The organism is Streptomyces sp. GL_148, from assembly GCF_057834205.1.
The window spans coordinates 195,450-215,396 of the sequence record NZ_JBYQMC010000002.1 but is presented as its reverse complement, the minus strand read 5'-3'; the positions used below and the strand labels follow the sequence as shown (position 1 = coordinate 215,396).

18 protein-coding genes and 5 pseudogenes are annotated in these 19,947 nt (G+C 66.4%); 12 read left to right on the top strand and 11 right to left on the bottom strand.

Features of this window, described 5'->3' with window-relative positions:
- Positions 1-47: 47 nt before the first annotated feature.
- Positions 48-203: pseudogene (locus AC3IYI_RS40465) on the top strand (IS5/IS1182 family transposase); the annotation flags it as partial.
- Positions 204-339: 136 nt separating this feature from the next.
- Here the strand turns inward: AC3IYI_RS40465 and AC3IYI_RS40460 are convergent.
- The 6 genes and pseudogenes from AC3IYI_RS40460 to istA all read right to left on the bottom strand — a co-directional run.
- Positions 340-702, bottom strand: a pseudogene (locus AC3IYI_RS40460) (ATP-binding protein); the annotation flags it as partial.
- Positions 703-779: 77 nt separating this feature from the next.
- Positions 780-1,229, bottom strand: a complete 450-nt coding sequence (locus AC3IYI_RS40455; protein ID WP_489412063.1) for a DUF6262 family protein — start codon at positions 1,227-1,229, stop codon at positions 780-782.
- Positions 1,226-3,382, bottom strand: a complete 2,157-nt coding sequence (locus AC3IYI_RS40450; protein ID WP_489412062.1) for a tyrosine-type recombinase/integrase — start codon at positions 3,380-3,382, stop codon at positions 1,226-1,228. The genes AC3IYI_RS40455 and AC3IYI_RS40450 overlap by 4 nt, the downstream gene beginning before the upstream one ends.
- Positions 3,372-4,553 (bottom strand): tyrosine-type recombinase/integrase, encoded by a 1,182-nt coding sequence (locus AC3IYI_RS40445; RefSeq protein WP_489412061.1) that lies wholly within the window; start codon positions 4,551-4,553, stop codon positions 3,372-3,374. The genes AC3IYI_RS40450 and AC3IYI_RS40445 overlap by 11 nt, the downstream gene beginning before the upstream one ends.
- Before the next feature lie 119 nt (positions 4,554-4,672).
- Positions 4,673-5,032: pseudogene (locus AC3IYI_RS40440) on the bottom strand (ATP-binding protein); the annotation flags it as partial.
- A pseudogene (gene istA / locus AC3IYI_RS40435) lies at positions 5,032-6,569 on the bottom strand (IS21 family transposase). The pseudogenes istA and AC3IYI_RS40440, both read right to left, overlap by 1 nt.
- Here istA and AC3IYI_RS40430 point away from each other — a divergent pair.
- The 7 genes from AC3IYI_RS40430 to AC3IYI_RS40400 all read left to right on the top strand — a co-directional run bounded on the left by AC3IYI_RS40430 (position 6,547) and on the right by AC3IYI_RS40400 (position 11,639).
- The gene (locus AC3IYI_RS40430; protein ID WP_489412060.1) at positions 6,547-7,038 is read left to right on the top strand and encodes a hypothetical protein; all 492 of its coding nucleotides are present in this window, start codon (positions 6,547-6,549) and stop codon (positions 7,036-7,038) included. The pseudogene istA and the gene AC3IYI_RS40430 overlap by 23 nt on opposite strands.
- A 124-nt stretch (positions 7,039-7,162) precedes the next feature.
- The gene (locus AC3IYI_RS40425) at positions 7,163-8,311 is read left to right on the top strand and encodes a DUF4158 domain-containing protein (RefSeq protein WP_489412059.1); all 1,149 of its coding nucleotides are present in this window, start codon (positions 7,163-7,165) and stop codon (positions 8,309-8,311) included.
- A 736-nt stretch (positions 8,312-9,047) separates the two neighbouring features.
- Positions 9,048-9,854, top strand: coding sequence for a 3'-5' exonuclease (locus tag AC3IYI_RS40420; RefSeq protein WP_489412058.1), 807 nt, complete (start codon positions 9,048-9,050; stop codon positions 9,852-9,854).
- Between the two features lie 191 nt (positions 9,855-10,045).
- Positions 10,046-10,297 carry a helix-turn-helix domain-containing protein gene (locus AC3IYI_RS40415; RefSeq protein ID WP_489412057.1) on the top strand — a complete coding sequence of 84 codons (252 nt, stop codon included), beginning with the start codon at positions 10,046-10,048 and terminating at the stop codon, positions 10,295-10,297.
- Positions 10,203-10,478, top strand: a complete 276-nt coding sequence (locus tag AC3IYI_RS40410) for a hypothetical protein (RefSeq protein WP_489412281.1) — start codon at positions 10,203-10,205, stop codon at positions 10,476-10,478. The genes AC3IYI_RS40415 and AC3IYI_RS40410 overlap by 95 nt, the downstream gene beginning before the upstream one ends.
- A 371-nt stretch (positions 10,479-10,849) precedes the next feature.
- Complete coding sequence (locus AC3IYI_RS40405; RefSeq protein WP_489412056.1) at positions 10,850-11,476, top strand: recombinase family protein; 627 nt, start codon at positions 10,850-10,852, stop codon at positions 11,474-11,476.
- Between the two features lie 4 nt (positions 11,477-11,480).
- On the top strand, positions 11,481-11,639 hold the full coding sequence (locus AC3IYI_RS40400; RefSeq protein ID WP_489412055.1) for a DUF3024 domain-containing protein: 159 nt from the start codon (positions 11,481-11,483) through the stop codon (positions 11,637-11,639).
- 330 nt (positions 11,640-11,969) lie between these two features.
- Here AC3IYI_RS40400 and AC3IYI_RS40395 read toward each other — a convergent pair.
- A pseudogene (locus AC3IYI_RS40395) lies at positions 11,970-12,062 on the bottom strand (single-stranded DNA-binding protein); the annotation flags it as partial.
- 298 nt (positions 12,063-12,360) lie between these two features.
- Entirely contained in the window at positions 12,361-13,515 is a 1,155-nt protein-coding gene (locus tag AC3IYI_RS40390) for a hypothetical protein (RefSeq protein WP_489412054.1), read from the bottom strand.
- A 159-nt stretch (positions 13,516-13,674) separates the two neighbouring features.
- On the opposite strand from AC3IYI_RS40390, the gene AC3IYI_RS40385 reads away from it, so the two are divergent.
- Positions 13,675-13,965, top strand: coding sequence for a recombinase family protein (locus AC3IYI_RS40385; RefSeq protein WP_489412053.1), 291 nt, complete (start codon positions 13,675-13,677; stop codon positions 13,963-13,965).
- A 279-nt stretch (positions 13,966-14,244) separates the two neighbouring features.
- Here AC3IYI_RS40385 and AC3IYI_RS40380 read toward each other — a convergent pair whose 3' ends face one another.
- Complete coding sequence (locus AC3IYI_RS40380; RefSeq protein WP_489412052.1) at positions 14,245-14,481, bottom strand: transposase family protein; 237 nt, start codon at positions 14,479-14,481, stop codon at positions 14,245-14,247.
- Between the two features lie 330 nt (positions 14,482-14,811).
- Here AC3IYI_RS40380 and AC3IYI_RS40375 point away from each other — a divergent pair, with 330 nt between their 5' ends.
- On the top strand, positions 14,812-15,483 hold the full coding sequence (locus tag AC3IYI_RS40375; RefSeq protein WP_489412051.1) for a YoaK family protein: 672 nt from the start codon (positions 14,812-14,814) through the stop codon (positions 15,481-15,483).
- A 433-nt stretch (positions 15,484-15,916) separates the two neighbouring features.
- On the opposite strand, the gene AC3IYI_RS40370 is transcribed toward AC3IYI_RS40375, so the two are convergent.
- On the bottom strand, positions 15,917-16,885 hold the full coding sequence (locus AC3IYI_RS40370; RefSeq protein ID WP_489412260.1) for an IS4 family transposase: 969 nt from the start codon (positions 16,883-16,885) through the stop codon (positions 15,917-15,919).
- 184 nt (positions 16,886-17,069) lie between these two features.
- Here AC3IYI_RS40370 and AC3IYI_RS40365 point away from each other — a divergent pair, with 184 nt between their 5' ends.
- Together AC3IYI_RS40365 and AC3IYI_RS40360 are read left to right on the top strand one after the other, a co-directional pair.
- Positions 17,070-17,579: an ATP-binding protein gene (locus tag AC3IYI_RS40365; RefSeq protein ID WP_489412050.1), complete on the top strand. Its 510-nt coding sequence runs from the start codon at positions 17,070-17,072 to the stop codon at positions 17,577-17,579.
- An 870-nt stretch (positions 17,580-18,449) separates the two neighbouring features.
- Entirely contained in the window at positions 18,450-19,229 is a 780-nt protein-coding gene (locus AC3IYI_RS40360; RefSeq protein ID WP_489412049.1) for a transposase family protein, read from the top strand.
- A gap of 69 nt (positions 19,230-19,298) precedes the next feature.
- Here the strand turns inward: AC3IYI_RS40360 and AC3IYI_RS40355 are convergent, their stop codons facing one another.
- Complete coding sequence (locus AC3IYI_RS40355) at positions 19,299-19,691, bottom strand: SsgA family sporulation/cell division regulator (protein ID WP_489412048.1); 393 nt, start codon at positions 19,689-19,691, stop codon at positions 19,299-19,301.
- Positions 19,692-19,947 lie beyond the last annotated feature (256 nt).

Below are 19,947 nucleotides of genomic sequence, written 5' to 3'. Positions count from 1 at the left end.
ATCAGCGTGTCCACCACTCAGGGGGAGCCCCCGGGCACCGCTGAAAAGGTTCATTGATGCTGCACCGACGTCTGGCCCGTGAGTACGACCACCGGCCCGACACCTCCGCCTCGCGCGTCTACTGGGCCTCCACCGCGAACATGGCCCGCCGCCTGACCACGCCCGCCCAGGCATGGCACGACGCCATCGGGCTGGCCGCGTGAACATCACCGAACTCCTGGTGGACTGTCAATGGCCTCTCGATCGTCCCCGCTGGCGGCCTCGAGACATCCCCGCTGGTGGCAGGCATGATCGCCCCACTCGCGGCCAGATATTCTCCCCACCTTGGGTCGGTGTGGATCAGCTGAAGGGCTTCACTCCCTTTCCGGTGGTGGCCTCGGTGAACCTGAACGAGTCACCCTGAGTGACGGTGACGTGGGCATGGTGGAGTAGGCGGTCGACGGTCGCGGTGGCCAGGGTCTTGGGCATGATCTCGTCGAATCCGGACGGGTGGAGGTTGCTGGAGACGGGCAGGAGTCCGATGTCGTCGACGATGATCAGGTCCGAGCGGACGATCTTCGCGAGGGCTCGGGCGATCGAGTCGTCCGCGCGGTGGCGGCGGACCAGGGCTCCAAGGTCCTCGATGGTGAGCCAGGCGACGGTCAGGCCGGCCTCGACCGCGTTCTGCCCGAGGGCCTCGGTGAAGTGCGACTTTCCCGTGCCGCCCGTTATCGCCGGTTTGTTCGCGATCTGAGCGTGTTGTTGCAGCTCGTGTCGGTTCTTCGATCGATGTGACGTGGTCAGCAGGGGCCGATGGTTCGAGCCCGTGGGACGGGGGTGTCGCCGCCTCGGCGGGCGAGTTCGCGCCGCAGGTCGAGGTTCTCGCCGTGGGCTTGCTCGAGTGCCTCGCGCAGGGCCTGTACTTCTTCGCGGTGTTGCTTCTTCAGGCGGGTGATCTGGCCGGTCAGCGCGAGGACAAGGGTGCTCTGTTCGTCGGCCGGAGGCGTGGGTGCGGGAACCGGCCGGGTCTGAGCCCGGAGCCGCTCGATGCGTCCTCGCAGGTCGGGGTGGTTATAGAGGAAAGCGTGAGAGACGCCGGCCTCGCGCTGGACGGCCTGGAAGGTGATCGACTCGCCGCGTTTGACCAGGGTGCGGATCGCCTTCTCCGCCGTAGTGGTCTTGGCCTGGGACTTGGCCTTCGCGGCGGTGGCGAGGGTCTGGGTGCGCTTGGCTCGGGCGTCGTCGTTCATGGCCGGGTCCTTCGATGACGATCGAGGTCGAGGGTGAGCGGGACGGGCCCGGTGGGGGCGGCGCCGCAGCCGGCTCCCTGGACTGCGCGGCCGGGCTTGGAGCGGAGAGTGTCCAGGAGCTTGGTGAGGGCCGCGTGTTCGGCTCGCCGCTGCAGCAGCCAGACGTTGTCCTCGGGCATCGGGCGGCCGTGCCGCTCCTGGAAGGCGGTGGTGCTGCGGTTGATCAGGGCCTCGGTCTCCTCCAGCTGCCGTTCCAGAGCACCTTGGTGGGAGGCGTCGGTGACGAAGACCGAGCAGGTCAGACAGGCATTTCCCTTGTCGCAGGTCTGCAGGGGCGGCAGCATGCACCAGCCGTGGGGCAGGAACCGGTCGGCCCGGTTGAACAGGTGGAGGCTGTCGTGGTCGTCGTGGGAGAAGGCGACGTGAGTGCCGTCCGCGCGGAGTTTCGCGGTGGCCAGGAATGCCTGCTCGGCGTGTTCTTGGCGGGCGGCGACGTAGTGCATCGTCATCGACGGGGTCGCGTGTCCGGCATAGCGCATCAACACATGGACGGGCAGGCCCAGTTCGGCGAGTCGGGTCATCTTGGTGTGACGGAAGCGGTGGGTGTGGCTGAGCCCGACGGGCTTGCCCTTGCTATCGGTGATCTTCACGGTCTTGCTGAACTCGCGGAGCATCCAGCTGTAGGTGCCCGAGGGGTAGGGCTTGTCGCCCTGCCGGTTCCCGGTCCGCTGCAGGAACAGGTGGCGCGGGGTGATGCCGGGGAAGTGCTCGCGGACCCACCGTCGCTGTTCCTCGACGACCGCGACGACCTCGGCGTCGACGAGGATGTTGTCCGGCGCGATGTCGATCTTGCTCTGTGCGTAGTGGAAGCGGGCGATCTGTTCGCCTTCAGCGGCGTCGACGGCCCGGTCGGGGACCGCGGAGAGGCAGTCGAAGCGGCTGGTGCGGATCTCGCTGGCCCGTCGTCCGGTGAGGATCTGCAGCAGGATCATGCGCATGGCCTGCGGGTCGTCGAAGCCGCGGGCGGTGACCTGCTGCCCGTCGCCGCGGGTGAGGGCCATCTCTTCGCTGCGGGCGAGCCCGAGCAGGGGCAGTGCGGCGGGGATCTGTGCGAGTGCGTGGTCGTCAACGTAGTGCTCGTCGTTGAGTTCGCGCTGGTGCGGAATGCGGGAGACCTGCCGGAACCAGCCGGCTGCGTGCGCGTCGGTGACCCGCGACCACGGGTTCGGCCCGAGGACCTGGCGGGCCTCGATGGGGTTGGCGGCGACGAACCCGAAGAGTTCAGCGACGGCCCGCAGGTCGTCGTTGACCAGGCGGGGATGGACGGGCTGCCCGGCGAACCGTTGCTCATTCTGCCGCAGTAGCCGGTTGGCGGGATCGGTGTCCCAGCGGCGGAAGGCGGCGGCAAGCTGGACCGCGTGGGCCGGGTCGCCCAGAACGTCGAGGGGGTCGGTGAAGGTCTGCAGCCACCGGTCGAAGCGGGCGAAGCACCGCATCCTCTCCTGGCTCACGGTCGACCAGCGCAGGGTGCCGGCCTCCAGCTGTGTGCCCAGGCACCACTTCACGGCCTCCCGCAGCCACGGCTGAGTGATCCGTGAGGGAGAACAGCCGTAGTGGGCCTGGGGTTCGTGCTCGGCCAGCGGGATCCGCGGATCGCAGCGCGGGTGCCACTCGTCCAGAGACCACCAGGGCCCGTCCGAGCAGCGTGCGAGGAGGGCGAGTCGACTGAAGCGGAAGATCACCCGCAGTCGGGCGACGCTGCCGTGAGGAATGAGGCGGCCCCAGCGGGTGGCATAGAACCACCGCTGCAGGGCGTCCGCAGTCTCCCAGTCCATGGCCCGGATCGAGGCCGGGAACGGATGGTTGTCGCGGATCGCGCGGCGCAGGATGTTCGCGAACTGGTTGGTGCCGAGCACCGAGGAGCGAGTCCCGTCCATCGCCTGCCAGTGCGCCATCCAGGCCAGCTCGGCGGCGATCAGGTCGGGCAGACCGGTCAGGTCGATGCTTCGGTCACCGTTCTCTGTGATCTTCTCCCAGTCGTCGATGCGGTCCCTGATCACCGGACCCTTCCAGGGTTCGGGCAGCTCGGTCCAGAGCCGCCAGAACGGATCCTCGCCGCCGGCCGCATGGAGATGACGCTGTTCACCGGCCATCGTCGACCTGCCAGGCGGAGATGTACGACTTCCAGTTCGCCGCGGCCCGCAGGGCCTCGTCCTCGCGGACCCAGCCATAGAGGTCGAGCGTGGTCTGGACGTGTGCGTGACCGAGTCGGCGGGAGACCACCCACTCCGGCGTCCCGGCCAGCAACAGCGCGGTCGCGTGGCTGTGCCGGAACCAGTGCGGCGTCCAGGAGGCGGGGCCGATGCCCTTCTTGCGCAGGGCGGACACCTTGTCCCGCACCGTGCCCTCGCGCAGGGCGGCCAGCAGCGGCGGCCGCTCCAGGTTGACCAACAGCGGCGAGCCAGCATCGATCTCGATGCCGACCTCGGCGGCCCGGCAGGCGAGGTGGGTGAGGTAGTCAGCGAACAGTCGCTCCAGGTCGCAGCCGACATAGACCCGCCGGGGGCGCATCATCTTCACCCTGGCCCCGTTCGTGTTGTCCTCGCGCGGCACGATCTCGACATAGGGAGTGGAGCCGCGGCCCATGACGAAGTCGCAGATCCGCAGGCCGAGGGCCTCTCCCAGGCGCATGCCGGTCTCCGCGAGCAGGGCGAACAGCAACCGGTCGCGCAGGTTTCCCCTCCAGTCGCCGACCGTGACGTCCGGCATCGCGCAGCCGTCCAGGATCGCCTGGATCTCGCTCGGCAGCAGCAGTGGCGGGCGCCCATGATGCCGCTGGCGCCGAACCCTGACCAGCGAGGACGGCGCGGGGGCGGTGCGGGCGTCCAGGTGCGCGAGCAGGCCCCGGGCCGGGGCCCGGCGCGGTGCCCCGCACATGAGCCGGCCCGCGACCGGGATCGAGAAGACTGCCTCCTGCCAGCGATAGAAGGAGATCAGCGCGGCCAGTCTTGCCTCCAACGTCCCAGCGTCTGGGGCCTGTTCGGGCTCGACCAGGGTGTGCTCGACCGTGCGGCCATTGCGCAACCAGGACAGGAACCCCGCGACCGCCGGGACCCCGAGATCGCCCCACCTTCCGGTCTCGTCGCGCTGTTCGAGGAACGTCCACCACTGGGCCAGCGAGGTCGCATAGCCGCGGTTCGGCGACCACAGCTGCCGATGGGCCTCCAGCCAGTCCTCGACCGGTGCGACGGTCCGGTACTTCTCATCGATCACGGTCCATGTCCGCCGCCCGTTCGCGGGCCGGACCGCCAAGCTGTGTGCCACTGATGCCGTTCCGTCTCGTTGAAGAACTCCCGTTGATAGCAATGCATCAACGACACAGAACGCTCACGGTGACGCTCGTCGCAGACAGAGAATCGAGGGGCTCACGCCCCGCTGATAACCGAGGGTCCACAAATGCAAAAATTCTCCCGGCGACCGACCCATTCCAGGCTCTTGAGGGCGTCCTGGGTGGCTCTGGGTATGGAGGGCTTGAACTCGTGCCAGTCGCCGAAGGTCTTCCCGGTGGGGAAGCCGGCCCGCTTGCGGCGGGTGTGGAGGTTGGCGCGGTCGCGTCCGGCGGCTTCCTCGGCCAGCAAGACGCGGACGACCTCGGCGGGGTCCCAGCGTTGGGCCTTCGCGGTGGGGATAATGTCGGTCAGCGACCTGCGGATGTGCGGGAGTTTGAGGCGTTTGGTGAGCTTGATGGCCTCGGCGAGCGGGTCGCCGTTCGTGCCGGGAACGGTGCGGAGAGGTGTGGCCATCAGAGGTGGTCGCTTTCGTCGTACTCGGAGAGATCAGGAGCTTGCGGGGCAGGGCCGCCGAGGGCGGACCAGGCGGAGGTGCCGGGCTGCAGGGAGTGGGCCTCGCTGCGGCGGACGGGCTCGGCCAGGCCGTGGGCGGCCTGGTAGTCGAGGATCGACATGAGGTCCTTGTCCGCGAAGCGGGCGGTGACTGCGGCGGTGCCGAGCGCGCGGTCAACTTCCGCTATCGAGTAGAGCTTTGAGAGGGCGACGGCTTCGGCCATCTTCGCCTTGATGCGGTGGACCCCGGCCGCGCCGGCCTCAATGAGCCAGCTGGCAGCACCCGGTCCGAGCTGGAGGAACGGGGCCTCCTCTGCGGAGGTGGCCCGCGGGGTGCGATCGGCTTCTTTGTCCTCGCGTGGCGGGTAGTGCGCGTCGTCCAGGACCGGCGAGCCGGGCTCGCCGCGGTGGTGGCGGGCGACCTCGTGGGCCGAGCCGTGCTCGTCGACGGCGGTGACGATCAGCTCGTCGCCGTGGAATCGGGCCCGGACGCGGGTGTCGATCAGCTCGTGCGGGACCGAGTAGCGGACCGCGTCGACGGAGATCGTCGATTCCCAGGTGACCCGGCGGGTGGTGCCGAACGAGGCGGTGAAGGGCCGCCTCGGCAGCGGGTGCAGCCGTTGCTGTTCCTCCGCGAGTCGTTCGGCGGGCCTGCGTCGAGTTGCCTTGTGAGTAGGGGAGTTGACCTCCTCGCAGAAGCTGCGGCAGGCGGCTTCGAGCTCGCCGAACGTCTTGTATTGTTCGCGCAGGTTCACGTCCCTGGGCACCAGGTCGGCCTTCGCGATCTTCACCGTGGACTCGCTGCCACCCTTGGTTTCCGGATCGGCCGGCAAGCACGTGCGTATGGTCGTGCCGTAGTGCCGGGCGACCTCGACGATCTCCGGGTTGCGGACCGCGATCCCGGCAACGTGGTCGGTGGTGACCGTCTTTTCGTTGTCCGTGAGCACGTAGGCCGGGATGCCGCCGATCCGGCGGAACGTGGCGTCCAGACAGGCGGTGACCGTTGGCAGCGTCTTGTCCCAGATCGGGATGACGACGCGGAAACGCGACCAGGCCAGCCATGCGCAGAACAGCCTGGTCTTGCGGCCCTTGATCACCGGACCGTCGCCGAAATCGTACTGAAGCCAGAGCCCCGGCTCAGTCACCCACGGCCGATAGACCCGGCGCCGACCGGCCCTGAACTGGGCTTTTGCCTCGGCGACCGTGCGGCGGGTGGTGCGTTCCCCGCCAGTGAAGCCCATCGCGGCGATCCGCTTGTGGACCACGTCCGCCCGGATCTTGCCCTGCGAGCGGACCACCAGCTCTTCGATCTTCGGCAGATAGTCGTCGATCGCAGGGCCCGGTGACGGCGCTGGTCTGGATGCTGGCCGGCGGCCCGCATCTTCACATAACGGGCCACCGTGTGGTGGTCGCACCCGGCCAGCTCGGCCGCGGCACGGTAACTGCCTGTGAGATCGTATGCCTCAAGGATCTCCATGATCTCCCTGCTGTTCTTCACCCGCTCCAGCTTCGCCGAGCGGGACTACTCGGGGCGAGCGGGGAGAAAACTGGCCGTACCCGGGGAAACCCGTGGCCATGAATTGCGCCGTATATGGCCGCCACCGGGGAGCTTACGGAGGCCGCCGTCAGTGGGCCTTCACATCCAGGAGAACGAGGCCACGGCCCGGGCGGACGAAATCCGCAATCAGATCGCGCACCTCACTGCCGCCCTCACCGAAACCGAAGCGCGTCTTGCGGACCTGGCCACCACCCGCAAGATCATCGCTGAACTCGCACCGACCGGAATCGAACTCGATCCGCCTGAGTCGAGCACCACCTACCAGGCAATCGTGAGCGCCTTCAACCAGCACCCCGATCAGGTATTCCGGGCCCGCGACCTGCACGAACTCCTCGGCATGCCCACCGACGAAGCATCCGTCAACATCACCCGCAGCCGCCTCGGACGACTCGGCCCAGTTCTCGTATAGCTGCCGCCAAGTGGCGAGTAGCACTGAGTAACCCTTTGGCAACGGATTGGATCTATCCGCTTCGCTTCTACCGGCAGGTCGCCACGCTGTGGTGATCATCTGATTCGGGGCGAGGAGCACACGAGTGCGGCAGGACTGGGAGCCGGCGGACCCCATCGAGGTCTGGACGCTGCTCGAAGACGACATGAAGCGGCTGCGGAACAAGTCCGGGGCGAACCGCCTGGGCTTCGCGATGTTGCTGAAGTTCTTCGAGGTGGAGGCCCGCTTCCCGGAAACCGACACGGAAGTCCCGGCCGCCGCGGTGGGTTACGTGGCCCAGCAGGTGAAGGTGTCGGCTGATCAGTGGGCGGCGTACGACTGGCAGGGCGACCGGATCAAGCGCCACCGCAGGGAGATCCGTAAAGCCTTCGGGTTCCGGGCGGGTACAGAGGAGGACCAGGAGCGGCTGGCCGAGTGGCTGACGGCCGAGCTGTGCGGCGTGGAACTGTCGCGTGACCGGCTGGCGGAGGCGGTCGTGGCCCGCTGCCGCAACGACTTCGTCGAGCCGCCGGCCCCGGCCAAGGTCCGGCGCCTGGTGGGCAAGGCGGTCCGGGACTTCGATACGCGGTTCTGCCGTACCACCGTGGACCGGCTGTCCCACGCGACCCGCTCGCGGCTGGAGGACCTGGTCGCGGGCAGCGAGGACGGCGATGAGACGGCTGGGGACCAGGCGGTGGCCGGGGGCGGCCGGTCGTTCTGCACCGAGCTCAAGGCCGACCCGGGAGCCCCGGGGCTGGAGAGCTTGTTCGCGGAGGTGGACAAGCTCCAGCGGGTGCGGAAGCTGGATCTTCCGGCCGACCTGTTCGCGGACGTGTCGGAGAAGCAGGTGGATGCCTGGCGGGCGCGGGCGGCGAAGGAGTACCCGGCGAACCTGGAGCGGATGAAGCCGCCGATGCGCCTGACGCTGCTGGCCGCGCTGTGCCATGTGCGGCACACCGAGATCACCGACTCGCTGGTGGAGCTGTTCATCCAACTGGTACTGAAGATCAACACGCGGGCGGAGAAGAAGGTCGACAAGGAGTTGACCGGCGAGCTGAAGAAGGTGCGGGGCAAGGAGGCGATGATGCTGCGGGTCGCCGAGGCGGCCTTGTCCGAGCCGGCCAGCACGGTCCGCAAGGTGATCTACCCCGTCGTCGGCGGGGAGAAGACGTTGAAGGCCCTCGCGGCGGAGGCCGCGGCGAGCATCGTCCAGGGCCCCAAGGGACCCCAGGCCGAGCAGGTCCACCGCCGGTAACCCCCAGCGGGAAGATCCCGAAGGCGACGCCTGTCATCGTCCGGCCGGGTCACGGCGATGCCGGCCATGGCGTCCCCGTGTGGCCGTCGGCTACGGGGCGCGTCGAGATCCGGCCCAGCGTCGGCGGATGAAGGGTGTTCCGCCGTCAGGGAGGCTGAGGCGTGTCCTGGTTGTGAGTGTTGTCCGTTGGCGGGTTGCCGGGGCGTGGCTGGCAGCGCGGGCAGAGTGTCAGGCCGTGGCCGCCTGGGCCGGTGAGTGTTCCCCAGCCGTCGCAGAGTCCGCAGTCGCGGGCGAGAACGGGGTCTGGCCTCGGTGTCTCGGGCTGGGGCGGGGCATGCTGGTCCATGGGGGCAGCGTGGCATCGTGGGCGTGGCGGGGACCACTGCGGCGACCGTCCGGGGTGAGAGGCCGGGGCAGAGGAGGGAAGGCGCATTTCCTTCGCTGTGAACGAGAAGCAGCCGAAATGGTTGTGTGTGCGGGCGTGGTTCTCCGCGTGGTGCCCGACCGGCACAGTTGCCCCATCGGCCCGGACGATGGCGAACAACTGGGCGGGCAATGCTGAGCCGAACGCGTGACGGCCTGGCCGCCCCGGGGCGGCGGTCGCCCCTCATCCCGTGTCTGCCTCTCTGATTTGTCGTGCTCCCGGCGGTGTAGGCGAGGATGGACGAATCGGCGGCGGGGCAACAGCATTAAGGAAGCGAGAAGCCGGGGTGAGTCAGAGGGAAGGGGAGTGCTGGTGAGCGTCGAGGATGCTGGTGTGTGGGAGGACTTGTTCGACCGTGAGGTCGACGAACGGTCCGTGCAGTTCGTGCGGCCCGCCGACACCGACCGCCCCACCTGGGCCGTCTACGAAGGCGGGAGCTATCTGGGCACCGTGAACGCGCAGCTGGCTGACGACGCGGTCATGTGGCGGTCGCAGACCACCCGTGAGTCCCACCGTCGGCTCGACGATGCCATCAGGGCGCTGCGGCGCCCGCCTTCCTGGCCCCGGGAACGCGAGCAGGTCAGTCAGTGGGCCCGCCGCCTTCTCGACGACGATTCTCTGATCGCTCTTGATGTGGAGACCACAGGTCTGCAGAACGCGTTCGCGGTGCAGATCGCCGCCGTGGCCCCAGGTGACACCGTGGTGTTCGACGAGTACGTCAACCCGGACGCGGACGTCGAACCCGGCGCCGTCGCCGTACACGGGATCACACCGGAACGTCTTGCCTCGGCCCCGGCCTTCGGTGAGCTGCTGCCCGCCCTCACCGATGTTCTCCACGGCCGGACCGTTCTCGCCTACAACATGCTCTTCGACCGCGGCGTCCTCGAACGTGAACTCGTCCGTCACCAGGGCCCCGTGGCAGCCGGGCGATGGCTCGCCCGCTGCCGGTGGGAGGACGCGATGGAACCGTACGCGGTATGGAAGGGACTGTGGTCCGTCAAGCGCGGCGCCTACCGCAGCCAGCGACTCGGAGGCTCCCACAATGCTGTCGCCGACTGCCGCGCCCTGCTCGCGAAAACCGAACAGATGGCCGCACCCGCACACCCCAGCCACTGGTGAACGCCGAGCGGGAGACGGGGACCAGTAAGCGGAGTGAAGCGTGCCGCCATGAAGAACGAGACAGCCGCCGATTTTCTGCCACCGCAGGTCCTGGCCCATGCCGCGCGGCCGGCTGCTGCCACACCCCTGTGCAGCCAGGCTTCCACGAGTTCAGCCGAACCGGTGGCCGTCGGAGGCCGTCTGCCGTGATCATGGCGGGACTGCCATTCGTACGAGGAGGTATTCCGCTCATGTCCCCCGAGTCCCCGGTCCGTCGGCTACTGTCAGGCCCGGACCGCGACCGGGTTGCCACGGACCTCAAGGCCCAGTACGAAGCGGGGGCTTCGATCCGCTCCCTCGCTCAGTCCAGTGGCCGCTCCTACGGAGCGGTGCACCGCCTCCTCACCGACGCTGGAGCAGACTTCCACTCACGCGGCGTCCGGCGGCAGCCTCCTACCCAGTGACCGGCCCCGGGCCGGCTGGCTCACCGAGTACCTCATCCCCAGCCGGATCTTCTGCGGCGGTACCGTCCTCCTCCATGGAGTCACCGAGCGCGCGGAGTTCGGCCAGGACCGCGCGGGCACGGCCGGGCTGCCCCTCCACAGCAGGCGGCAAGGCCACCACCTCGGCGATGACGCCCGATGATGCGTAGGCAGGCCGCCCCTCTTCGACAGAGGCAGGCCGCCGAAGCGCTTGAGCGGCAACGAACCGGGCGACGCCCCCCACCGACACGCGGATGTCCATACTCAGCTCAACGAGCATGGCCTTCCCCGCGCAATCGCCCGACCGAGGACCTATCCCACCGGCTCCTTCGCCCCGTGTGAGGGGCAGCCGAGATGGGGCTGGAAGGGCATGTGTGTGTGGCTTCTTGCGGCCGTTGGGGTGTCCGTAAGGGGAACCCCCAACGAACAATCATGATCTTGCCCGGCCGGAATGATCGACCTGCGCTGACAGCGTCTCTTTTAGGGTGTCCGGTGATCTGTACGGTGAGCGGGGGCTATCCGTACGCTTCGGGCATGAGCGAAGTCATCGGGTACGCAAGGTGCAGGCTGGACGAGCAGGACCTCACCGCCCAGCGCGGCATCCTTGCCGGGCTCGGGGTGGCCGAGGAGCGGATCTATCTCGATCACGGTCTCACCGGCACCAACCGGGAGCGCCCTGGGCTCAAGCAGGCGCTCGCCGCGGTCCGGGCCGGGGACACCCTGGTCGTCCCGAAGCTGGACCGGCTCGCGCGCTCGGTGCCTGATGCCCGTGACATCGGCGACCGGCTCACCGGCCGCGGGGTGAAGCTGTTGCTGGGCGGCTCGCTGTACGACCCGGGCGACCCGATGGGGAAGATGTTCTTCAATATCCTGGCCACCTTCGCCGAGTTCGAGGTGGATCTTCTGCGGATGAGGACCCGCGAGGGCATGGCTGTCGCCCGGGCCAAGGGGAAGCTGCGGGGCAAGCAGCCCAAACTCTCCGCCCGGCAGCAGGCCCACCTGGTCGAGCAGCACCGGGGCGGCGAGCACACCATCGCCGACCTCGCCGAGATCTTCTCGGTGTCCCGGGCGACGGTGTACCGGGTCCTGGAGCGCGCCCAGAACGCGGACCGGCAGGAAGCCGGCGGGAACACTTGCGCTGGCGTCGGGTACGTAGCGTAGGGGTGTGAAGATCTCCGAGACGGACCGGGCCCGGCTGAAGAAATGGGCCGGGCAGCAGGTTCCCGAACACGCACGAGCCGAGGTCCCTGTGGGCTGCGTGGTGCGCGGCAGTACTGCCGTAATCACCGAGGAGCGGGCTCCGTGGGACGGTGTCGGTGAATAGACCTCTCGCCGCGTCGCCCGGCTCCGGTCCACCGACCGACGCTGGCTGGCTGGTGGACGGGGCGGACCGCAACGGCCGCTGGTACCCCTGCGACCACCTGCCGGCTGTCCCGTCACTAGGCGAGGCCCTGGCTGTGCTGGACGATCCGCGCCACGCCTTCTGGGGCTGAGACGGGTAGGTCTCGGCGGGCGCCGTGGGCTGGGCCTGCTGCGCAGGCCCGGGAGACTGGCTTGGCATGGGTGCCGGTCCTGGGGAAACCGCGCCGGGGCGGCAGGTCTTGGTGACGGTCGCCGTCACGTAGGCCAGGGACGGGGCGATCTCCTCGGCCTCGATCTCCACGGTGGTACGGCGCTGGCCTTCCTTGTCGTCGAAGGTGCGCTGCTTGAGCCGCCCGGTCACAATGACCCGCATGCCCTTGGCCAGAGACTGGGCGGCGTTCTCCGCAGCCGCCCGCCACAGCGAGCACCGCAGGAACAGCGGCCCTCGGCTGGCACGATGGCCGGCATGACGGACGAGGACAACACGCTGGAGGCGGCGACCGCGGCACTGGCCGCCGCGCTACGAGGGGAACCTCACCCGCCACCCCGGCACAGTGGGAAGCCCGCGACCTGTGCCTTCCGCCGACGAGGTCTCCCACGCCCGGGAGGCGACGTGGTGCCCGCAAACCAGAGGCCGGGTGCATCCCAACCTTGGATGCACCCGGCCCGACTTCACTGCTGGGCTAATTGACGTTCACCTTGCTGGGGTCCTTGAGGACGTCGAGCTTGCCCTTGAACCTGTTGAGCGTCGGCGGGCCGTTGTCGCCTTGGGCCGGGGGGTTCACCGTCGCCCAGTTGGTGCCGCAGGAGAGGATGAACCCGATGCCGGGGCGAGTGTCCTGATCGATCGCGCAGTTGATCTCCGAGACCAGGCCTGAGGTGGTCAGCACCTGGATAGAGACGCCCCCTTCCGAGTTCGTCTGGGCGGCGACGGAGATGGCACAAGCTCCCTCCGGGAAGCTGGTCTCGGTGTCCGTCAGATCGTACCAGAAGAAGGGCGTCGGGCTCGGCGTGAGGTCCCGGATACCGGCGTACGCGCGGCCTCCGGTGAGGACGGCCTTGACCTCGTTGGCGTTGCTGGGCGTGTAAGCGTCGACGTCGCTGCACGTGGCCGGACCAGCGGGACCCGAGGCACCCGACGGACCCTGCGGACCGGCCGGACCCGAGGCACCCGACGGACCCTGCGGACCCGAAGCACCCGACGGACCCTGCGGACCAGCCGGACCTGTGTCACCGCCACCGGGGCCGGTCGGACCCTGCGGGCCGGCCGGACCCTGCGGACCGGCCGGACCCGAAGCACCCGACGGACCCTGCGGACCAGCCGGACCCGACGGACCCTGCGGACCCTGCGGACCAGCCGGACCTGTGTCACCGCCACCGGGGCCGGCCGGACCCTGCGGACCGGCCGGACCCGAAGCACCCGACGGACCCTGCGGACCAGCCGGACCCGAAGCACCGGTGTCACCCTTCGGGCCCTGCGGGCCCGTGGGACCCGGGGCGCCGTCCGGCGGCGGGCACTTGTCGTGCCGGCCGCCGTGGTCGCCCCGCCCGTCGTCGCCGTCTCCGTGCAGGTACTGGTCCAGCAGCACCCGGGCCCACGGCTTGCCGTGCGGCGGGGGACCGCCGGGACCGTCGTGCGGCTCGCACTCGTGGCCACCGCCAGCCGCCGTCGCTGCGGTCATGTCCACGGCCGGGGCGCCCGGCTTGGCCGCCGCGAGAGCGGGGCCGGCCATGCCCACCAGCACGAGCGAGAGGGAGACCAGGGCACCCCCAGTCGTCCAGGCCCGACTGCGAGGGACGGGACCCAGCGGTGACTTGGCCCTGTGCTCACGACTCATTGAATCGATCCTCCGGAACGAAAGGCCGGAGGAGGAGAAATCCCCGCCCCAACCACGGTTTACGAACGTCTTTGGGGAAACGGACGATAGCTCCGGCGTCTTGAGCACACGGAGGCCGACGTCAACACAATGGCCTACATAACCCCCACGATCGGATGCATGGACGGCATCGACACCTCCACCGCCGTCGGCCGCATGTTCTTCCAGATCCTCGGCGCAGTCGCCGAATTCGAGCACGCCCTCATGTCCGAGCGCACCATGGACGGCCTGGAAGCCGCCCGCGCGCGGGGTCGTATCGGCGGACAGAAGCCCAAGCTGGGACCCCGGCAAGTACATCTGGCGCGGGAGATGTACGACTCCGGCGAGCTGACCGTCCAGCAGATCGCCGACGAGTTCGGCGTCACCCGCCCCACCATCTACCGCCACCTCGGCAAGACCACAACACCATGATCAATCCTTAACGCGCAATCCTGGAGCGATATCGGCGTCACCCCAATGACCCGCGCGTACCCCGAGGCCGTCGAGGCGGCGCACGATGGCTTCGCCGCTCTTCAGCAGCGCGACCGCAGCCCCGTGTAGTTACTTAGTGTTACTCGCCACTTGGCAGCAGCTATACGAGAACTGGGCCGACTCACCCGCCAAGGCTTCCTCACCCAACCCGGACGAGGCCGCTACCAGAAACGGACTTAGAACTCGCGTAGATAGGCGGTGGGCTGTTACAGTAAGGCACTAGTCAGCACCTCCCGCACAGCGGGGGAACCTCAACTGGCCGATGGCCAGGCAGGAGCGGGCGCCGGCCAGGACCGCACAGGCGGCGGTCAGCAGGACCGAGGTGAGGGTGTGCCGACGTCCGCGCCGGTCGCGTGGGCCGGGCAGGACGGCCAGCAGGGCAGCGGTGCCGGGGAGTTCGCGTTGCTGACGCGAGGGCGACCTGGCCAGGCAGACGGTGGCATTCTGGCGGCACATCGGAGCTCCGGGTGTCAGGGCCACTTGCGAGGTCACCCCGTCAACCAGAGCTTCGCTGCGTTCGTGACGGCCATATGGAGAAGCGTCACACAGCAGTGACCAGCAGCATGACCACCTGGACTTTGAATCAGCCCTGGCTCAAGACCGGCCGTCCTCTACCGCATAGATGTAGGTACGTGAAGACCGGTGATTCGGGTGGTTTGAGCCTCCCGGCCAACCGCGCCTGGACCGTTCGGGTGACGCGCGAGTGTAGCACCGGCGTGCATGCTCATAAACTCTCCAAGAGTCCACAATATTGGTGGGATGCCCTCGTCCGCACCTTCCGATCCGTTGCCGAAGCTCCTCGTCGTGATGACCGCTATTACTGGGATCGTTGACGCAGTTGCTTTCCTGGGGCTCGGACAGGTCTTTACCGCCTTCATGACCGGCAATCTGATCTTCCTTGGATTCACTTTGGGTGGTATTACGGGCCTTAGCCCAGTGGGATCATGTACAGCGGTAGTTTCTTTTACAGTCGGTGTAGTGGCCGGCAGTCGACTGGGCGTCGCCTTAGCCGACTTTCGCTATCGTCGCTGGCTTTTCACCTCAGCCTCTATGGCTTCACTCTTGTTATTTGGGGCTGCGATCAGCGCGATCGGGATGGAACCCGTCAGGGATCACGCTTCGGGATTGAGGAATTATTCAGTAATCGCTCTTACGGCGTCCGCAATGGGTGTGCGTAGCGCGACCATGTGGCGGCTTAAAGCAGTAGTCAACACCACCTTGGTAACTGGCACCCTCGTGACGCTAATTAGGCACTCCGCTCTGGGGCGCGGCACGGGTGATGACGCCCAGCGCTTCCGCTTGGATGCACTGGCTGCAGTGCCGGTCGGAGCACTAATCGGCACATTATTGCTCCGGGTCAGTATGGCGGTAGCTCTACTTACTGCCGCCTTCGGTGTACTGGCGTGTATTGGCGCATACGTGGTGCACCCGGCATCCCGCATAGTAGAAGGTAAATGATTCCTCGCGCATTCTCGGATGCCCTAAATGTCCAAGAATGGAAGATGGGCCGCGCGCCCCAGGAGGGAGGCTTATCCATGGGGGCGCAGGTAGCTCTCTCTTGATCGTTAAGGTGCCTCTGTCCCGGATAACTTGATGGTTTCGATGATATCGGGGCGCTTACCGGGCGGGCCGTGAGCTCAGGGGCGTTTCAAAGCAATGCCGCGAAATTATGGCTGGGGTGGCGCCGTCAAGGGGTTTGTTGAAGTTGCTCCCTCAGGACAGGGCTCCTGCTAGTGCTGTGGCCGGAAAGGTTTGCCGGGTCGCGGTGTTCGGTGCGGTGCCTCGCAAGGCGGAGGGCCGTGCCTCGTACTGGACGTACTTGCGCGGTCCGACAACGCGGCGAGGTGCCGTGCCGGGCGCCGCGACACGGTGAACCTTTCCGGTCACAGCACTAGGAGAGGAAGTCGACCAAGATGACTCTCCCTGTGCAGGAGCCCCAGGCCGCGGTGAGGCGGTCAGGGGAAAAAGCCGCCTGGGCCGGGACCTGGCGGCGAACAACACGCAGGGAACGGGGGAAGGAGAGCCGGTCGGGATCGGTCCCGGCGGTCACAGCGGCTTGGTGCATGACCTGGCGGACGGCGTGGTGGACGAGGAGAAAGTCGTAGACCTCCTGCTCGACACCGTCGGGATGCCGGTGGCGCAGGACCACGTCCGGGCCGCGCTGGGGAACCTTGATCTCGCACAGCACCCCTTCCACCTCCCACCTCTCGTGATACAAGGCCGCGAGCTCGTCGGCCGATGCCTGGTCCGGATCGAAGATCGTGGTGATCAGCCGGACCGGTCCGGCGTCCTCGCGGCCGGCGATGGTGTACTCCACCACCCGCACCCGCTGCCCATGCACGCGGCGCTTGTCCCGCGCCACGTAGATCTCCGACAGGTACGAGCCGTCGGCGTACTGCTCGCGCATCACTGGCACCACGTTGGACGCCACCCGCCACAGTAGGTCCGCACCCGTCGCCGCGGCGGTCCTCCACCGGTCGCAACCGGGAAAGCCCCGATCGGCCAGCAACAGCATCCCCGGCTGCAGGTGCGACAGCAGGGTGTCGGCGAGCACCGTCTCGGCCATCGTGCACGGCCCAGTGGCCGCGGCGAAAACCGCGTGCGTGCCGCACTCGGCCAGCACAACCAGCCGCACCTGCGGAAACGCACCCTTCCTCTCCCCGTGCCCGGACCCCGGGCGCCCGAAGAACGCGTCGTTGTCCTCAGTGTCCGCCGCATCCAGCGTGGTGCCGTCCACCGCCACCACCCGACGTCCCCGGTACCAGGCGCCGATGGTCTCCGCGGTCGCCACAGGACGGCACACCCGCGCAAACAGGACCCGCAGCGGCTCCGCACCCAGCCGGGCACGTGCCCGGGAGATCGCCCCAGTCTAGGGATCCACCGCTAGCCATGTTGCAGCGGTCGACGAACCTACCTGGGTGACGAGACTGCAACGGAACGGACCTGCCCGAGTTTGAGGTGGTCTCCGCGACGGGGGCGACCTGTGGGACAGCGACCTCCCACAGAGAGGGTTGCAACCCGGACAACAGCCATTGAAAGATCATATGACCGTTTATATCGTGGTTCACACCATCAGGAACCATCAGAGGCGGAGGATCGGCATGGCGAGTGGGCCTGCAGGGATCTCAGTCGAGTGCACTGAAATGTGGCTCGCCGGAGATGAATTGTCAGTTCCGATAGCTCGAAGTGCTTCCCGGGAATTCGTCAAGACTCTTGGGGACACATGGGCTGACAGCCTCGACGACGTGGCACTGGTTGTAACCGAACTCGTGGCCAATGCATGTAGACACACGCGCGGCCCATGCCACATGCGCATCGAACGTCTGGCTGACAGGCTCGTTGTCCAAATCTGGGACGTTGACCCGTCTATGCCCGACTTCTCCGAACGACGGATAAGCGCCCATCTGGATTACGATTCTGTTGCCTGCGGAGGCTATGGCCTCACTATCGTAGCTTGTCTCAGCCAAGAATTTTTTGGGCGGGCCGACTCTGGCGGCAAGACGATGCAAGCAGTGATTCCCCAATCACCGCTTGCCCATTTCGACAGGGTTTGAGCAAATCAGCCCGCCTAAGTGCCGCCTTGGTATCCCGCGGTAATCGCCGCCCATCATCGAGAATGCGATTGATTCTGGCAGGAGTTTCAGGCGCTTCATATTTTTTCGTTGGCAACCCGAGAGTTTCTCGGTTCAACTGGAGAGTTTCTCGGTTCAAGGGGAGGCGCGTGTGCAATGCGAGCGGCAATCTACTCGCTTTACGGCCCTCCTGAAGGCACGGTAGATACCCGGATTCCTGGTAGCCTAAGACTACTTCCGCATTCGTGCCGATCCTAGTCGCGGCATATTTGGGCCGGATCCTTTCACGACTGACTTTCGATTAGAAACCTGGCGAGGCACAGGCGGCAATTAAAGTAGGACCCGATCAAAGGCCTTATCGACTTCGCTGCTATTGCGCGATGTTAGATATTCGAGCAGCCAGGTGTGATTACTTGCAACTCCCAGCCCCCTAGATTAACCTCGCGCCGACAAGCGGCAACTTGGCCTGCTTGCTGGGCAGTTCTCGCTAAGGCGATGTTGGCCTACTCAAGACGAGCTCACCTCTGATTCCGAAGACCGGGCGTCTTTCCTCCGTAGCCTGCGTGCGCCATTTTCGTGAAATTATCAAGTCCATGACTTCATTGAAATTATCACTCTTGAGTTAATCCTAGTTGCGTCAGATGGCCCGATATTTCGTCTTTGAATATTTCTCAGAAGCGAAGTTGCGTGCGTAGGCGAAAGTCCACTTAGTAATCAAGTTGAGAGAAGAAGTGCCAATGCACCGAGGCTTATTCACGGGGGTTCGTAGCCCGATTTCCTTGATCGTGAAGAGGGCCCTGCTCCGTAGCCTGATGTTTGCGAAGACGTCAGATCATTACCGGGGCAGGGCCGTTGAGCTGGGACGTTACGACAGGGCTGGACAAGGATCAACTGGGCGGGCTGGTGGAACAGGTCCACCGGGCGTTGGTGGAGGATCCGGACCGGACGGTGACGCCGGGGCGGATGTGGGTGCTGGGGCTGTACAAGTCGGTGGTACTGGTGCTGTTCCTGCTGCGGCAGAACCCCGTCCAGGAGGCGGCCGCGGAGCTGTTCGGGATCTCCCAGGCCACTGTCTCCAGGCGGTGGACGACGCTACTGCCGGTGGTGGAGAAGGTCCTGGCCGGACACGTCCCGGACCCCACGGAGATCTCAGCCGGCCGCCTCGTCCTGATCGACGGCACCCTGGTGACCACCTGGGACGGGGCAAGCGAGGGCACAACAATGTTCTCCGGCAAGCACAGGGACACCGGCTTCAACCTGCAGGTCGCGGCCACTTTGTCAGGGGATCTGCTCGCGGTCCCGGCGCCCGTCCCGGGCTCACGGCACGGCATGCATGCCTGGCGGCAGTCCCACTTTCCCGGGACGTTCGCCAACCGGGAGGACATCGGTGACCTGGGCTACCTCGGCTCCGGGATGCTGACCGCGAGACGCAAGCCCCCAGGCCGGGAACGGCCCGCCGGAGACAAGGTCTACAACCAGAGCATCGGCAAACTCCGCGCCGCGGTCGAGCGGGCGATCGCGCACCTGAAGGACTGGAAGATCCTCGCCACCCGCTACCGTGGCGCCCTCCAAACCTTCCCCCTCATCACCAGGACCATCACCGCCCTCGCCTTCTACAAGAAGGGCTGGTGAACCCCGTGAATAGGCCTCATGAGCTCGTTAGGTTAGCAATCAAAATGGAACAAAGGCGGGTGCGCTAGTTCAGAATGCCGTGCCACCTGGCGTGAAGAATCTAGACAACTCGGCGCCGACATCAACATATTTTGACTCTAGACCTATGGGAACGATGCGCTCTGTTCTGCCTATCCATGAGGACAAAGCGTAGAAATCTATAGACAAGAGGATCGAGTCCCCTCTATTTCTCCAGCACATGAATATTTCATTTTCGTCCAGATGATTCGGCCATACGACTACGTCACCTTCCCCAGTAACCTTCAGCAACCCGCCATACAAAAGTTCGCGGGCGAACACCCAGGATGACCCTCCAGAATATTCGGCAGCTACCGTTACCTCAACTTCGTAGGGCCTTTGCTCGTTAAAACCAAACATCGCCCACATCGGAACTGGCAGGTCGTCCCCGACATGCAGATTCAACGGTATCCTCTGGTTAGCGTGACGCATAGCACTCCCACTCGGTACCGGACATATGGATCTTAGCCTCATCCGCCATTCAGGCCGGCTGTAAAATCTTCACCTTAGAGGATCCTCGCCATCATTCAACTCTTTGAGTTTTTTTAGTATTCTCGCAAGAGCATCTTCGGAGAGTTCAGGAAAATACAGGATCCCTCGATCCCGAAATGAGTAGATTTCCGCAATTACTTCATCTGAAGCTCGATCAAAAGGCATGTAA